We start from the raw sequence: 13,298 nt of genomic DNA on the forward strand, positions 1-13,298 counted from the left end.
GCTTGGTGGCGGCAGGCTTTGCATTGGTATTTCGGCTGCTCTTTGCGGCTTCCGTTCTTACGCAAGTCAGCACTGCTGCACTTGCCACACGTCAACGTGGTCTGAAGCATGGGAGTAAGATACTACTCACCCCGCATTATACCACCGCCGTTCCTTTTTCCTCCATCCCCCAAAGGCCGCTAACGTAGCCTTTGGTGCTTTTGCCTGTGTTATTCGTCAAGCAGAGCTACCTGTTCCTTTGTTGGGGCAGGTGAGGTAAATAAGCCGAGAAAGTACCGATCCATATTCTACCGCTTCGGCCGCCGACACTTTTGCTGCGTCATCGACATAGTATTGGCGTGGAAGGATAGTCCCGGAAGACGGCTGCTTGCCCTCAGGCAGAACGATATCCAGACAAAAAACAAGGTTCTTTGGCAAATGAGGCAATCATGGACAGTTGGCCACGCCTTTGCAGGGAATGAGCCCCCGCCCCTATCCGTAGTTGCCTGTCACTGCCACTGTAGCCGGAACAAAGCGCTTCTTATGCAACCACTGGCGGCCCCACTAACAAAAAAACCGCCATTGCAGCCTGCAATGGCGGTTTTTGGTGATCCCGCTGGGATTCGAACCCAGGACCCATACATTAAAAGTGTATTGCTCTACCAGCTGAGCTACAGAATCCTTTCCGCTTCGTCGGCCAGGGCTTTTTAGAAGGGAGTGCAAAAGTAGATGTTTGTCCTCTATCACGCAAGCATGCACCTGCAATTTTCAATAATTGACCTATAAATACCTGTTTAGTAGCCCACTATTTATCATCCTTCAACCCGTCATCAGGCAAACCAGCTGCCGGGCAGGCCTCTATCAGAACCCCATTCAGCTGAAGCAGCTGCACGACGCGGCACCAATACCTGCCTCCGTATGGCGCCCGCGGGCGGATTACCCGCTGCCGCCGCCCCGGCCACAGATGCGGAGGATAGTGCGGCCGGCCAACTCCGCAAACCCGAGTTGTCCAATCGAATCAACGGTCACTTCTTCCAGTCCGTAGCCATTCTCGCCTTGGGTAATGGCCCGCCTTTTCAGCAACTGCGGGGCCAACCAGCCGGCCGGAAAAGGCCGGGCGACTTCCGCTATTTCTGCGGGCGTCAGGACCGGCAGCAGGACGGGGCGGTACGTTTGGCCGTCGGCGTCCGGGAAGCTGGATTCGCGCAGCAGCGCCGGGGTAAGCAGGGGCATGGGCGGGCGCGGTTGGCCGAACCATGCCCGGCCGGGCGTACGGAACCGCTGGGGTGCGGTTACCGCCGCAGGACACCGGAAAGCGCGGTGGATATCAGGCAGCCCTGGGGTGCCCGCCCGAACGGCTTACCTTTGTCCCCACTCCTGCCTTAGTTGTTGTCCGCATGAAAATTCTCCGCGTCCGCTTTCTCAACCTCAACTCCCTGCGCGGCGAGCACCGTATCGATTTCAGCCTCTCGCCCCTCTCCGACGCGGGCCTGTTTGCCATTACGGGGGCCACCGGGGCGGGTAAAACCACCATCCTCGATGCCATCACCCTGGCCCTCTACGGTCAGGTGCCCCGCCACGAAACTACCGGCCCCGAGCAGGTAATGAGCCACGGCACGGGCGAGAGCTGGGCCGAGGTGGAGTTTGAGGTCAACGGCCGCCAGTACCGCAGCAAATGGGGCCAGCACCGGGGCCGCCGGAAAGCAGCAAACCCATTGCAGGACGCCAGAATGGAGTTGAGTGAGCGTAAGTCCGGGGCAGATGGCGAAGCAGTGTGGGAGTTTCTGGAAACCTACAAATCGAAGGTACCCGCGAAAGTGGCCGAGCTGAGCGGACTTGAATACAAGCAGTTTTTGCGCTCCGTGCTGCTGGCCCAGGGCGATTTCACGCGCTTTCTGAAGGCCCCGGCCGGGGAGCGGGCCCAGCTGCTGGAGAAAATCACCGACACGAAAAAGTATTCCGATATCTCGCGGGCCGCTTTCGAGCGGGCCAAGCAGGAAACCCAGCAGGTGGAGGAGCTGCGCCAGGGGCTGGCCGGCGTAGCGCTGCTTTCGGCGGCGGAAGTGGCGGGGCTGGAAGAGGAGGCCACGGACCTGAGCCGGCAGCTGGGGGAAGCCACCGCCCGGCAGGAGCAGCTGCGGCAGGTGCAGCAGTGGCAGCGCCAGCTCCAGGATTTACAGCAGAAGCTGCTCAGTACCCGCCAGCACCACCAGCAGCTGGAGGCCCAGGCCGAAACCCTGGCCCCCCAGCGCCAGCGCCTGGCCCGGCACCAGCAGGCCCAGCCCTTCGCCCCCGGTCTGGCCTTGCTCGGCCAGGCCGCCGAGCAGCTGGCCCGCCTGCAAACGGCCGCCGGCCGGCTCCGGCAGCAGCTGCCCGGGCTGCAAGCCCAGCGTGCCGCTGCCGAAACCACCCGCTCCATTGCCCGCCAGGCCCACGAGGCCGCCGCCGCCGCCCGCGAAACCCAGGACCCCCAGTTGCGGGCCGCCGAGCAGCTCGACCAGGCCATCGTTCAGCAAAACCGCCAGCTGGAGGAAAAGCGCCAGCACTACGACCAGCGCCTGGCTGAGTGCCGGCGGCTGAGTGCCGAACTCCAGCAAGCTACCGCCCACACCGGGCAGGCCCGCGAGCGGCTGGCCACCACGGCCCAATGGCTGCGCCAGCACGGCCGCCGGGCCGAAATGGTGGACGTTTTTGCCGCCTTCACGGGCCTGGTGCAGGACTGGGACCGCCTGCGCACCGAGCAGGGCCAGACCGACAAGCGGGTGGAAGTGCTCACCAACCGGCTTCACACGTTGGAAGCTGCCGAGCAGCAGGCCGCCGCCGCCGCCCGCCTCGCCCGCCAGCAGCTGGCCGCCGGCGAGCAGCAAATCCGCCTGGCCGGGGCCACCCGCGACGCCACCCTGCGCCTGCTCCACCACCACGTGCAAACCCTGCGCCGCGAGCTGGCCGACAAGGAAACCCACCGCGAAACCCAGCGCCAGCTGGTACAGGCCCAGCAACTGATCCTGAGCCACGAGCAGGCCCGCCAGCAGTTGCGCCCGCACGCACCCTGCCCGCTCTGCGGGGCGCTCGAGCACCCTTACGCGGCCGGCGGGCTGGGCCTCACCAACGCGGGCCTGGCCCTGGAGCATGAGAAGGCAGAGGCCGCCACCCAGCAGGTACACGCCCTGACCACCCGCGTCAATCACCTCACCATTTTCCTCAACCTGCTGGAAAATGCGGGTGGCGACGCCGGCCGCGTGCCGGCCGATGCCCCCCTGCAACTCGTAACGCCGGCCCGGGAGGAGGCCGTACCTACCGAGGCCCGCGCCCTGGTGCGCCAGCTCCAGGAACTGGACCAGCAGCGGGCGGGCACTGAAAAACAGCTCACCCAGGCTGCCTCAGAGCAGCAGGCCGCCCTTAAGGCCCAGGCCGATGCCCGCCACGACTTGCAGGAAGCCCGGCTCAGCCAGCAGGAAGTGCGCGAACAGCTGCCCTCCATAAAAAGCCAGCTGGAAAGCCTGCTGGCCAATTTCGACCTTGCTTTCACCGGCGAAAACGGGGCGGCCATGCAAACCCGGCTCCGGACCCTGGAAGCCGAGTACCAAACCCGGCAGGCCGAGTTCAACCAGGCCAATGAGCAGGCCCAGGTGGGGCAGGCGCTTATTGGCAAGCTCACGCGGGACGAGGGGGAGGCGCGGGCCTGGCTGAAAGCCCACAAGCAGGGGCTGGTGGATCAGCACGCCGCCATTGAGCGGCAGCAGGCGGAGCGCCAGGCCCTACTGCCCGAACCCGACGTGGCCCGGGTGCGCCAGCAGCTGGAACAGGCCGCCCGCGCCGCCGACCAGCGCCGCCAGCAGGCCGACCAGCAGTTTCAGCAGCACGACCTGGCCCTGACCGTGGCGGCCGACCAGCTTCGGCAGCGCGAGCAGGATACGGCCGATCAGCAGCTGGCCCACGACCAGCGCCACGCGGCCCTGGTTGCGGCCCTGCAAGCCGCCGGCCTCGCCCCCGACCCGGCCGCGCTGCCGGCCCTGCTGCTGCCCGCAGCCCAGGCGGCCGCGCTGCACGCCCAGCTCCGCCGCCACGAGCAGGATTCGGCCCTGGCCACCCAGGTGCTGACCGATACTGCCGCCCAGGTGGAGGAGCAGACCGCCCGCGCCCTCACCACCGACGCGCCCGAACACACCGCCCGGCAGCTGGGCACCACCACCGAGCAACTGGCCGGCCTCAATCAGCAGTTGGGCCAGCGCCAGGAGCGCCTGAATACCCACCGCAGCGGGCAGGAGCGCCACGCGGCCCTGGCCGAAGCCCTGGAGCAGCAGCAGCAGCAGGCCCGGCGCTGGCGGCACCTGGCCGAGCTCATCGGCTCAGCCGACGGCAAGAAGTTCAGCGAGTTCGCCCAGGGACTTACCCTGGCCCGCCTCGTGGATCTGGCCAACCGCCACCTGCACCGCTTCACCGACCGCTACCGTATTCTGCGCAACCCTGACCAGCACCTCGACCTGCTCATCCAGGACGATTACCAAGCCGGGGCCACGCGCTCCATGAACTCGCTCTCGGGCGGGGAAAGCTTCCTGGTGAGTCTGGCCCTGGCCCTGGGCCTGTCGGAGCTGGCCGGCCGCAAAACCCAGATCGATACGCTCTTCATCGACGAAGGCTTCGGCACCCTCGACCCCGACACGCTCGACGTGGCTCTCTCGGCCCTGGAAATGCTCCAGGGCTCGGGCAAAACCATCGGCATCATTTCCCACGTCGAAGCCCTCAAGGAACGCGTGGGCACCCAGATCAACGTGCGCAAAGGAGCCGGCGGCGTAAGTACGCTGCAAGTGCTGGGGTTTTCCAGTTAGAAAATGGGGAATAGGACTTCCGCAAAAGGGGGCCTGGGGCATGTAGTGCGAAGCGCCAGCTGCGCGCACCGCTGAACGTAATCACCTGGCAATCATAAATTATGCGCGAAGCTGGCGCTTCGCGCTACTGCCGTTTTGCGTAAGTCCCAGGGAAGTTAGAAAGAACGTCATCTCAGCTTTCCAACTTCCCGCACCTCCGCCCAGCTCCAGTACCGCCGGGGCTCGATGCCGGCGTAGCCGGCCTCGAAAAACGCCACTACCTCTCGCTCCAGCTCTTCGGGGGTGATGGCAGAGCGGTGGATCGGGCGCTGGTCGGGGTCGGCGTAGCGCTGGGCTTTGCGCAGGCCCTGGCCGTCCAGGCGCAGCAGCGGGCCGGTATCGGTGATGCCGTCGTGGGTCCAGCGGCGGGCCGTGGTTTCGAGGGCATTGAGGCGGGCGGCCAGCGCCTCCAGAGGCAGACGGGGCAACGTGGGGCGGCTTGCCAGATCAATCCAGGTGGTGTACTTGTACTCCAGTTCGTAGCGCTGCCCGTCGTACAGGCTCAGCACGATATCGGTTCCCATGCTGGGACTGAACAGGGCGTAGTACGGCAGCGGCCCGGGCGTGCGCACCACCGTCAGGCCGATGTGGGGGTAGCGGCGCACGGTGGTGGCGGGGCCGTGCAGCAGGGCCACGGCCTGCCGCACGCGCTGGTGTTCCGGCTGCCAGGCAGCCCGGCCGGTTTCGGGGTTCTCCAGCACGTCGGCGAAGCGGGGCAGAAACCAGGTAAACTTCTCAGCCGACGCCTCCTCCTCGCGCTGCCGCCGGGCGGAGGCCCCGAAGGGCTCGTAGAACCGGGCTTTTTCCTCGGCGTTCAGCCAGCATACCATTTGCAGGGCGTGGTCGGCCAGGGGGTGGTGCCAGTCCATTTCGCGGAAGTCGCCGAGGGTGGCCACCAGCCGCAGCAGCGACTCGTGGCCGAGCGCCAGGGCCGGGTGCAGCAGTGCCCACACGCCCACGAAGCCATCCACGTCGAAGTGGTTGGCCGTGACGGCGGCGGCGGCCAGGCCGGGCGTTTCGGGGCGGGCCAGGGCGCGCAGCACGGAGCCCGCGCTGGTATCGTCGCGCAGGTTGGCCGGGGTAGCCGCGCCGCGCCAGTGGGCCAGGGTGAGGGCCGCGCCCAGCCCCGTACTGTCGACGACAATAGTGGGTTGCCGGCGCAACTGCCGGAACGGAACGAAATATTTTTGCACCATCGGCAGGCAGCGTGAAAAAAAATACTGTACGCGCATCGGACCAGAAAACAGCCGTCTTCGCCCCCAAAAATGGCTCATTGGTCGCCGACCTCCATTTTCCGGTCTTTTATTTGGCGAAAATAGCGGGCTCTTGCCCAACTTAGCCGAAGTTGGGCAAGAGCCGGGCCGGCAGGGGGCGCGCAAATAGTGGCGAGACTATTGCATAAGCCGGATTTCGGGGCTTATACTAGCAGTCTGGTCTTGCTACGGACAGAGGGCTGCTTGGCGTTTCCCCGGGTGAGTTTGTGGTAAAATAAATGCCAAAATTTTATCCCTTCTGGTTGCTATCGATTATATTTGATTGCTTCCCAATGATATGTCTGCCCTCAGAACCAGCAGCATGCGGTCTGCACAGCTTTGTTTTCCTTCTCCTGAACCTGCGTTTTTCTTCACCCCTTACTTTTTCCCTATGCGCCTTTCTACTCCTGCTTCCCCTGTGCGCCGTTTTTTGCAAGCGGCCGTCCTGCTTCTGGCGTTGGTTGCTTTCGCGCCCCGGCAGGCCCAGGCGCAAACCTGGCTGGTTTCTACCGATGCCTACGTCAAGCTGGGCGTGGTCGACAAGTTCGGTCAGCTGGGGGCTTATACTGCTAAGTTCGTGGTTATCAACCAGCGTAGCGGTAAAGAATTTTTTCTGGTGAAGGAAATTCCTAAAGGCCAGAATGGAATTGATGTGGTCTACCCCTCCCCCGCTTCCGAGGCCGACTACTTCAAGGCCGCTACCGGTGAGGCCGGCACTGCCGCTCCGGGCTCCTATACCTGGGAGTGCCAGGTGAATGGCAAGAAAGTAGTGGGCGGCCGCTTCAATTTTTCTGAAGTTGCCAACGACGTTACGATGGTTGGGAAAAACTAGCCCGCCGCTGTTGGTTTTTTCTTTTCCTGTTTCTGAAGGCTTGGTGTTGCCACATCAGGCCTTTTTTGTGCCCCCGCCATTGGTTTCGTTACTTTTCGGCGGGTCCTTCCGTACTGGCAACTACCCGCCGCACCGTGTCGCGGCCTCACTTTCTTACGTAGCATATCATGCCCAAGAAGTCCTTTTCCGAACTCATCAGCAGCCCTGGTATGCCGGTTTTGGTTGATTTTTACGCCGACTGGTGCGGCCCCTGCAAAACCATGGCCCCGATTCTGGAACAGGTGGCCCAGCAGCACCAGGGCAAGCTCAAAGTCATCAAAATAGACGTCGACAAGAACCAGGCGGCGGCCCAGCAATTCCGCGTGCAAAGCATTCCGACGCTGATTCTGTTTCATAAAGGCCAGCCCGTGTGGCGGCAGGCCGGCGTGGTATCGGCCGCCCAAATCGGGCAGGCGGTACAGGGCGTGGGGCAATAGGGGCCGGCGATGCCGTGCCCGGACAAATTTCCGGGCCGGAGCGGCTTCCTGCAACGGGCGGGGTTGCTTGGGGCCACTGTACCTTTGCGGAGTCCTACACGGCTGAATTGAATGACACTACGATTTTTATTGCTGGCTTTCTTTATCGGGTTTGGCTGCCTGCTGCCGGCGGCGGCCCGGGCGCAGGCCCGCTACGTGCTCAGCGGCCTGGTGCGGGCCACCGGCACGGCCGAAACGCTGCCCGGGGCCACGGTGGCCGTGCCGGCCCTGGGGCTGGGGGCCACCGCCGACGCCCGGGGCGCGTATTCGCTGACCCTGCCGGCCGGCCGCTACCAGGTGGTGGTGTCCTTTATCGGCTATGAAAGCCAGGCCCGCGAGCTGAACCTGACCCGCGACCAGCGCCAGAATTTTCAGCTGGCCGCCGCTGGCAACCAGCTGGGGGAGGTAGTGGTGCAGGGCACCGGTACGCTGGCCCAGAAGCTCCAGACCACCCAGATGAGCGTGGAGCGCCTGACGGCCAAGGAGGCCAAGCTGCTGCCGGCCCTGTTCGGGGAAGTAGACATTTTGAAAACCCTCCAGCTCAAGCCCGGCGTGCAGAGCGGCGGCGAGGGCACCAGCGGCCTGTTCGTGCGCGGGGGCTCGGCTGACCAGAACCTGGTGCTGCTCGACGACGCGCTGGTGTACAACCCCAGCCATTTGTTCGGGCTGTTTTCGGTCTTCAACCCCGATGCCGTGCAGTCGGTGGATTTGTACAAGGGTGGGTTTCCGGCCCAGTACGGCGGGCGCCTCTCGTCGGTAGTGGATGTGAAGCTGCGCCCCGGCAACGCTGAGAAGTTTACCACCAGCGGCGGTATCGGCCTGATTTCGTCCCGCCTGACGCTGGAAGGCCCTATCAAGAAGGGCAAGGGCGCGTTCCTGCTCTCGGGCCGCCGCACCTACTTCGACATTTTCACCCGCCAGATCAACAAGCTCAACGAGGGCAAGCCCGACTCCAACCCCATCCCCGACTACTACTTCTACGACCTCAACGCCAAGGCCAACTACAAGCTCGGCGACAAGGACGAGGTGTTTCTGTCGGGCTACCTGGGCCATGACGTATTCGGCTTCAACTCCACCAACGGCTTCAACTTCGACTTCAGCTGGGGCAACAAGGTGGCGGCCCTGCGCTGGAGCCATCAGTTCAACCAGCGCCTGTTTCTGAACACCAGCGCCTCCTACACCGGCTACGCGTACAGCATCAGCAACCGGCTCGACCAGTTCGCCTTCAACCTCTCGTCCGATATTCAGGACTTCACCCTGCGCTCCGACCTCGATTACCGGCCCAACGACCGGCACACGCTGCGCTTCGGCGTCACGGGCACCGACCACCGCTTCGGTACGGGCCGCCTGCGGGCCGGCTCCGAGGACGGCCGCCTGAGCCTGGGCTCCGACATCACCTATTACGGCCGGGAAGGGGCCGTGTACGCCTCCGACATCTACAAGCCCTCCGACAAATGGCAGTTCGAGTACGGGCTGCGGGCCTCGGGCTTCCAGTCGGGCCAGGACCAGTTCGGCGGCCTGGAGCCCCGGGCGGCGGCGCGCTACTCGCTCACGCCCAACGTGTCGCTCAAGGGCAGCTACGCCCTCATGTACCAGTACGTGCACCTGGTTACGAACTCCGGGGCCTCCCTGCCCACCGACATCTGGTACCCCTCGCGCCAGTCGGTGAAGCCCCAGCGCAGCCAGCAGGTGGCGGCGGGCGTGAGCTGGCTGCTCGGCGACGGGCGCTACCTGCTCACCAACGAAGTGTACTACAAGTGGGCCCAGCGCCAGATCGACTTCAAGGATGGCGCTCAGCTGTTCGTGAACCCCGACCTGGATTCGGAATTTCTGTTCGGCAAGGGCTGGGCCTACGGCAACGAAATCTACCTGGAGAAAAAGCAGGGCCGCACCACCGGCTGGATCGGCTACACGCTGGCCTGGACCAAGCGGCAGTTTCCGGCCCAGCGCGGCACCTCGGGCATCAACAACGGCAACACCTTCTACCCCACCTACGACCGGCGCCACAACCTGACGGTAGTGGTGCTGCACAGCCTCTCGGAGCGGGTGAAGCTCACGGGCTCGTTCGTGTACAGCTCGGGCCAGGCCACTACCCTGCCCCTGGGCCGGTTTCTGTTTCAGGATGTGTACGGGGCCGATGTCTCGGCTGTGCCCATCTACCCCCAGCGCAACACCTACCGCCTGGCCCCCTACCACCGCCTCGATTTGGGCGTCGTGTGGCAGCTGCGGCCCAACCGCTGGATTCCCGAATCCGACCTGACCTTCAGCGTGTACAACGCTTACAGCCGCCGCAACCCCTACTTCGTGTACTTCGATCAGGTGAAGGACTCCCAGACCAAGCAGGTAACCAGCTACCGGGCCCGGCAGGTATCCTTGTTTCCGGTGATTCCATCGGTGACCTACAACTTCAAATTCTAAGCGCGGATTATGCGGATTGCTTCGATTTCGCGGATTTTGGACACGTTGCCGGCCCGTCTGAACGGGCGGACGGCGCTGGCGGTAGCAGCCGGCGCGCTGCTGGCGGGCTGCGGCTTGCAGCAGGATATTGATGTGGTGCTGCCCGCCTACCCTCCCCAGCTGGTGGTGGAGGCCTACCTCGAAAACGGGCAGATTCCCCACCTCACCGTTTCCGAATCGGTGGACTACCTGGCCCCGCCTACGCCCCAGGTGCTTACCGACGTCACGGCGACCATCATTCTGCCCGATGGCCAGCGCCAGGTGCTGCACTTCGCCCCGGGCATCGATAAGCGCACCAACAAGGCCTATACCCACCTCGGCAGCAAACCGCTGGCCGCCCAGCCGGGCCAGACGTTCGGGCTGGAACTCGCCGACACCAAGGGCCGCCGCGTAACCGGCGCGGCCACCATGCCCGCCCGCGTGCCCATCGACACGGTGGAGTGGACGTTTAACGACCTGCCCGAGGAGCAGCGCCGGGCCTACGTGCTCATGCGCTTCCGCGACCCGACTACGCCCCTGGACTACTACCGCTTCCAGATTCACCGCCGCCGCGTAACCAAGAACCCCGAGGTGGAATACACCGTGGAGGACCGGCTCAACAACGGCGCGGAGTACAGCCTGGGCACCAGCTACGAGTTCCAGCGCAACGATACGCTGGTCGTGAGCCTCTACCACCTCGACCAGCCCTATTTTCAGTTTTTGCAGTCGGTGCAGGATGCGCGCAATGCCAACGGGAACCCGTTCGGGCAGCCCTCCGCCATCAAGAGCACCGTGCAAGGCGGGCTGGGCATCTTCACCATCCTCAGCTACGAGCGCCGGCAGGTGATGGTGAAGTAAGCGGCCGGCCCGGCTCTTGCCGGCAATTCGGAACGGTGCTGGAGGTGGCGTTGGGGCAACGGGCTGCGGGCGGGCTGTTTCTGCCCGCCCCCGCCCGTTGCAACCTTCCGCAGCGGCCTGGTATCTTGGGGGCGGTATTCACCTTATCTCCTTTCCCTCTATGAACCGCTTACGCTTTTTATTCCCTCTGCTGCTTGTGCTCCTGCTGGGCACGGTGGCCAGCAGCTGCTCCAAAGACGATGGCGCCCTGACCGGGTCCTTGCTCAAGGCCAAGCTCGTCCAGAAGTGGCAGCTGGACGAGCTCTCCCTGGATGGCCAGGTAACCGACAGCGGCGCGGCCATCAAGGACCGTTACACGCTGCTTTTCCGCGCCGACGGCACCTACGTGCAAACCCTGATGGCCGATGGCACCCAGTACACCGGCTCCTGGAAATTCAACGAGGGCGACGTGGTGACGCTCCAGCTCACCGACCACAAAGGCAACTCACGCCAGTACATGGTCAGCACACTCACCGAAAAGGAGCTGCGCTACGGAGCAACCAACACCAACGGCAAACTTCAGGAATGGCGTTTTAGCAGCACGCTTTAAGAGAGTGTGAGGACTTGGTTAAAGGCACTCTTTAAACCCATCAAAATACTCATGCTTGATCTGGCTTCCGCTCCTCGAGGCGTTTTTACCGCTTCGAGGAGGTAAAATGTCCGATAAAGATGTTTCGACAAACGCAGTATCATCGCCTTTTGCATGAAGCATCCACACGCTCTAGGGCCAGTGGAGCCTAATAGCCCTTGTTTTTGAGCAGCCACTCCTGCATCTCCTTGATTTCCATCATCTGCGAATCAATAATCTGCTGGCCCAGGGCCTTGGTTTCCGCATGCCGGCCCAAATCCAGAATGGCCTGGGAGGTTTCGATGGCACTCTGGTGGTGGTCCTGCATCAACTGGGCGAAGTCGCGGTCGGTGTTGCCGGTAATCACGCGCAGGTCGTTGGCGCGCATCATCTTCTCCATGGCCATCTTCTGGCGTGCATTGAATGCCGGTACAAGCGGCGTTTCGATTTTGTGGCCGGCCAGGAACGTGTTGAAGCGGGCAATTTCGGCTTTCTGGGCGGCAATGATGCGGGTGGCCAGGTCGCGCATCTGCGGGTCTTTGCCGTCTTTGAGCTCCAGCTCCGACATATCGATGGCTCCTTGGTGGTGCATCACCATCATCATGGAGTAATCCTGGTCGGGGTCCTGGGTTTTGGGCATGGCATCCATCTTTTTCATCATGTCGTGCATGATGCTCATCATGGCGTTCTGGTCGTGGGCCTGCACTGCCAGGCTATCGGAATCGTCCTTGCTGCACGAGGCGGTGAGGAGCGATGCGGAGGCCAGGGCCAGGGCCAGCAGGGGAAGGCGGAAGAGCTTTTTCATAGAATCAGGTCTGGGAAGGCGATTTTTTAAGGGTTAGAACGGGCCACCTGCCCCCAGGATTTCTACTAGCGAAGGGCCGCCTTGCATAATTTCCGGCCTAAATCAGCGAGTCCAGACTGCGGCGGGCGGGTGAGGCCGGGCCTGCCTTCTGAAATTCGGTGGGCGTGAGACCCGTCACCTGCCGGAACTGCCGCGAGAGGTGGGCCGGGCTGCTATAGCCCAGTTGGCGGGCCACCTCGGCCATAGGCAACTCGGCGTAGCCAATCAGCTCCTTGGCCCGCTCCACTTTCTGGCGAATGATGAATTTTTCCACCGTCAGGCCTTCGGAAGCCGAGAACAGGTGCGACAGGTAATGATAGTCCTTTGCCAGGTGCTCGACCAGGTAATCGGAATAATTGAGCAGGCGCGGGCCAGGCGGGGGATAGTGAATCAGGGCCACCAGCAAGGTTTTGATGCGTTCCACGAGCTGGTCGCGCGGGTCCTCCAGCAGCTCAAACCCCGCATCCCGCAAGCGGTGCCGGATGGCGGCCCAGTCGGGGTCGGTGCCAGCGGGCATCGATACGTCGGCCTCACCCAGGGCCACGCGGTGCACCCGCAGGCCCAGGGCCACCAGGTCTTCGCCCACCACCCGGATACACTGGGGGCAGACCATGTTCTTGATCAGCAACCGGTGCGTGCCGGGCGGCGGCAATACGTGGCCAATGCTGACGTCGGTTTTCAGGGGATGCGCCATTACTTCACCACCAGACTGCCGCGCAACATGCCCATGCCGCAGGTAAACGGGAAGGTGCCGGCCGTTTCGGGCAGCAGCTCAACGAGCGTGGTTTTGAACGCCGGCAGGTCGCGGCGGATGCTGAAATCGGGCAGCAGCAGTTCCTCGGAGCAGCTGTTTTCCTCGTCGCGGTAGAAACTCAGCTGCACGGGCTTGCCGCGCTCTACCTCAATCACGTCGGGCGAGTAGCCACCCTTCACGGTGATGGCCACTTCCTGAATGCCGCTCGACGAGGACACGGCGCTGGCCGTCTGGCGGGCTGAAAAGAAGAAGAACCACACCACAAAGGCTGCCAGGCCCAGGCCCACAATGGTCACGATGATTTCGGAAGTATCCATATGTTTTGAGTTGGTTAGCTGTTAGCTGTTAGCTG

The 13,298-nt window shown here is 63.4% G+C and carries 12 protein-coding genes and 1 tRNA gene; 6 read left to right on the forward strand and 7 right to left on the reverse strand.

Going from position 1 to position 13,298, the window contains the following annotated elements; translation table 11 throughout:
• From D0T11_RS23615 to D0T11_RS17970, 3 genes are all read right to left on the reverse strand, one after another.
• On the reverse strand, positions 1–110 hold a 110-nt coding region (locus tag D0T11_RS23615; RefSeq protein WP_449547852.1), incomplete at its 3' end, for a transposase-like zinc-binding domain-containing protein.
• A gap of 474 nt (positions 111–584) precedes the next feature.
• Positions 585–660 (reverse strand) — tRNA-Lys (locus tag D0T11_RS17965).
• Positions 661–915: 255 nt separating this feature from the next.
• On the reverse strand, positions 916–1,212 hold the full coding sequence (locus D0T11_RS17970; protein ID WP_119657190.1) for a hypothetical protein: 297 nt from the start codon (positions 1,210–1,212) through the stop codon (positions 916–918).
• 164 nt (positions 1,213–1,376) lie between these two features.
• On the opposite strand from D0T11_RS17970, the gene D0T11_RS17975 reads away from it, so the two are divergent.
• The gene (locus D0T11_RS17975; protein ID WP_182888482.1) at positions 1,377–4,808 is read left to right on the forward strand and encodes an AAA family ATPase; all 3,432 of its coding nucleotides are present in this window, start codon (positions 1,377–1,379) and stop codon (positions 4,806–4,808) included.
• Between the two features lie 167 nt (positions 4,809–4,975).
• Here the strand turns inward: D0T11_RS17975 and D0T11_RS17980 are convergent, their stop codons facing one another.
• On the reverse strand, positions 4,976–6,043 hold the full coding sequence (locus D0T11_RS17980) for a DUF6687 family protein (RefSeq protein WP_245991001.1): 1,068 nt from the start codon (positions 6,041–6,043) through the stop codon (positions 4,976–4,978).
• 448 nt (positions 6,044–6,491) lie between these two features.
• Between D0T11_RS17980 and D0T11_RS17985 the strand changes: the two genes are divergently transcribed.
• The 5 genes from D0T11_RS17985 to D0T11_RS18005 all read left to right on the forward strand — a co-directional run bounded on the left by D0T11_RS17985 (position 6,492) and on the right by D0T11_RS18005 (position 11,330).
• A complete protein-coding gene (locus tag D0T11_RS17985) occupies positions 6,492–6,932 on the forward strand; it encodes a hypothetical protein (protein WP_147374715.1) in 441 nt (146 codons plus the stop codon).
• A gap of 167 nt (positions 6,933–7,099) precedes the next feature.
• Positions 7,100–7,408: a thioredoxin gene (gene trxA / locus D0T11_RS17990; RefSeq protein WP_119657193.1), complete on the forward strand. Its 309-nt coding sequence runs from the start codon at positions 7,100–7,102 to the stop codon at positions 7,406–7,408.
• A gap of 111 nt (positions 7,409–7,519) precedes the next feature.
• Complete coding sequence (locus D0T11_RS17995; RefSeq protein WP_119657194.1) at positions 7,520–9,865, forward strand: TonB-dependent receptor; 2,346 nt, start codon at positions 7,520–7,522, stop codon at positions 9,863–9,865.
• Positions 9,866–9,874: 9 nt separating this feature from the next.
• Positions 9,875–10,741 (forward strand): DUF4249 domain-containing protein, encoded by an 867-nt coding sequence (locus D0T11_RS18000; RefSeq protein ID WP_119657195.1) that lies wholly within the window; start codon positions 9,875–9,877, stop codon positions 10,739–10,741.
• Between the two features lie 160 nt (positions 10,742–10,901).
• Positions 10,902–11,330, forward strand: a complete 429-nt coding sequence (locus tag D0T11_RS18005; RefSeq protein ID WP_119657196.1) for a lipocalin family protein — start codon at positions 10,902–10,904, stop codon at positions 11,328–11,330.
• 187 nt (positions 11,331–11,517) lie between these two features.
• Here D0T11_RS18005 and D0T11_RS18010 read toward each other — a convergent pair whose 3' ends face one another.
• The 3 genes from D0T11_RS18010 to D0T11_RS18020 form a co-directional block, all read right to left on the reverse strand.
• Positions 11,518–12,153, reverse strand: a complete 636-nt coding sequence (locus D0T11_RS18010; protein ID WP_119657197.1) for a DUF305 domain-containing protein — start codon at positions 12,151–12,153, stop codon at positions 11,518–11,520.
• 97 nt (positions 12,154–12,250) lie between these two features.
• Entirely contained in the window at positions 12,251–12,886 is a 636-nt protein-coding gene (locus D0T11_RS18015; RefSeq protein WP_119657198.1) for a helix-turn-helix domain-containing protein, read from the reverse strand.
• A complete protein-coding gene (locus D0T11_RS18020) occupies positions 12,886–13,263 on the reverse strand; it encodes a cupredoxin domain-containing protein (RefSeq protein WP_119657199.1) in 378 nt (125 codons plus the stop codon). Before D0T11_RS18020 ends, D0T11_RS18015 begins: the two co-directional genes overlap by 1 nt.
• Positions 13,264–13,298: the final 35 nt, after the last annotated feature.

It is taken from the genome of Hymenobacter rubripertinctus (genome assembly GCF_003583925.1).
GTDB classification, from domain to species: Bacteria; Bacteroidota; Bacteroidia; order Cytophagales; family Hymenobacteraceae; genus Hymenobacter; species Hymenobacter rubripertinctus.